The following is a 2,264-nucleotide window of genomic DNA, read 5'->3' as shown; positions in this document are numbered from 1 at the left end:
TAATCGAGGGTTGCCTGGGTGTGGGCTTCGATGCGCCCCGGCACGCTCGGCAGGGTCACCGTCAGCACCAGGGTGCCGCTCGCAGTCACTGCCTGGAAACCGTGGCCATTGCTGCCCGCCACCTCTTGCCAGGTGAGGGTCTCACCGTTGTGGGTGATGGCCTTGCCACTCCCATCCACGACCTGGCCCGAGAGGGTCAGCCGCACGTCCACCACGGGATCGGAGTCCGCGGTAATGGTCAGGGTGCCGGTGGCATGCTGATCATCGCCGGTCTGGTTGTTGGCGGCGCCATCGAAGCGCCCTTCACTCACCGTCACACCGGTCAGGGTGAGGGTCGGTTTGTCCCCTTCCGAAATGCGGATGTTGAGGGTGCCCGTGGTGCTGTCGTTGTTGCCGCTGCCCTTGTCGCTGTCGACGATGTTGAGCTTGAACGGCAGGTCGGTGGCGTTGCCACCGCTCTGGTGAACCCCCTCGAACAGGGTCACCTTGTAGTCAAAACCGTTGCTGGCGGCGTTGTCCAGCTTGCCCACCAGTTCGACCTGAAGCACCTCGACGCGCTGGCCATTGACTTCCACATAGCCCTTCAGCACCTGATTGCCCGGGATGCTGGCATCGCCGTCCACCAGCTCGTATTTGACGCTCTGACCCAGGGCGGTCAGGGCCGGCTGCTCACTGATGTCGGCAAACGACACCTCGCTCACCCGATCAGAGCCCGCATTGACCTGGAAGTGGCCGGTGCCAGTCAGGGTATTGCTGCCGTCGAGCCCACGCTCATCCAGGCTCACCCCGCTGCCCGCCACGAAGTTCGGCGCATGGCCATCCTTGATGGTGAGCGGCAAGTCGGTGGAGACCCTGTCTCCGTCCTTGTCGGTCAGGGTGACGGTGAGCGGCAGATCGAGGGATTCGCTCCCCTGGTGATCCAGCTCGGCCCCCAGGGTCACCTTGGCGGTGACGCTCCAGTTGCCGTTGCTCTCCACCAGATCCAGCTCGGCCCGCAGCACCTCGCGGCCGTCCGCGCTGGTCCCCACCAGCTCGCCGTTGGCATCCAGGGTGAAAGTCACCGGGCTGCCATGGCTGCTGTACTTGCCATCCAGGCTCTGCTGAATGGCGGCGATATCGAATTTGAGGCTGCTCGTATCGAGTGCATCAGCCCCGTGGCTCACGGTGAAGCTCATGTGGCTCACCACATCCTTCGCCCCCTGGTTCGCCTCCGTCATCTCGGTGCCGGTCACGGCGCTGATGACTGGATTGGCCCCGTCGCCGATGGCAACGGTCAGGGTGGAGGAGACTTTATCTCCGTCACTGTCGGTGAGGGTGAAGCCCGCCTTGAGCAGACTGTCTGCACTCCCCTGATCCAGCGGCTGGTTAAGGGTAAAGACATAGTGACCGTTCTGATCCAGCGTCAACGTGAAGACGTTCTGGCCGTTGACGGCTCCGCTGATGCTGTTGCCGCTGATGGTGATGACCACGGGCTGGCCACCGCTGGTGAGCCCCTGCAGGCCGGGCTGGCTGGCATCGAATGCGATGTTGACCAGAGGGTCGGCCCCGGCGGTGATGGCCAGATCCCCGGTGAGGGTCTGGGCTGCGCTCCAGTCGCTGTCCTCCACCAGGGTGAGGGAGACGGGGTCGACCTGGGGCAGCACGCCGTCGGTGATATGAATATTGAGGGTGCCAAGGTTGCTCTTGTCCCCGTCAAAGTCGGTGCCTTGCACCTGCAGCCCCAGGTTGACGCTGTTGGTGCTGACCGGTTGATCCAGCACGCCGTCGAGCACCACCTGGTACTTGCCATCCAGCCCCAGGGTCACGGTCAGAATGGTCTTGCCGCCCGCATCCAGCAGGGTGATGACGTTGCCGTTGACCTGATAGTGGGTCGGCTGGCCGCCGCTGGTGAGGCCATTCAGGCCGGGCTGGTTCGCCTCGAAATTGAGCGACACCAGGCGATCGCTGCCCACGCTCACCGGCAACTGGCCATCCAGGGTCTGGCCCGAGGCCCCTTCCTGCAAGGTGACCCCGCTGTCGTTGCCAAGGTGAGGATCGGCGGCATCGGTGATCACCGCCGTGGTGCTGTCGGTGATCACACTGCCGTCGCTGTCGGTCACCTTCACCGGCAGGCTCAGGTTGAGCTTGTCATCCGCCCCGTGATCCAGGTTGGTGTGCACCGTCACCTGGTAATCGAGGGTTGCCTGGGTGTGGGCTTCGATGCGCCCCGGCACGCTCGGCAGGGTCACCGTCAGCACCAGGGTGCCGCTCGCAGTCACTGCCTG

General features: G+C 64.3%; 1 pseudogene. It reads right to left on the bottom strand.

What is annotated here, in order from left to right:
• Positions 1-2,264 (bottom strand): annotated as a pseudogene (locus AB5Y68_RS11805) (type I secretion protein); the annotation flags it as partial.

This window comes from Aeromonas sp. R6-1 (assembly GCF_040908165.1).
Classification (GTDB): domain Bacteria; phylum Pseudomonadota; class Gammaproteobacteria; order Enterobacterales; family Aeromonadaceae; genus Aeromonas; species Aeromonas caviae.
The sequence above is the reverse complement of the archived record's forward strand: the minus strand, read 5'-3'. Positions and strand labels throughout refer to the sequence as shown.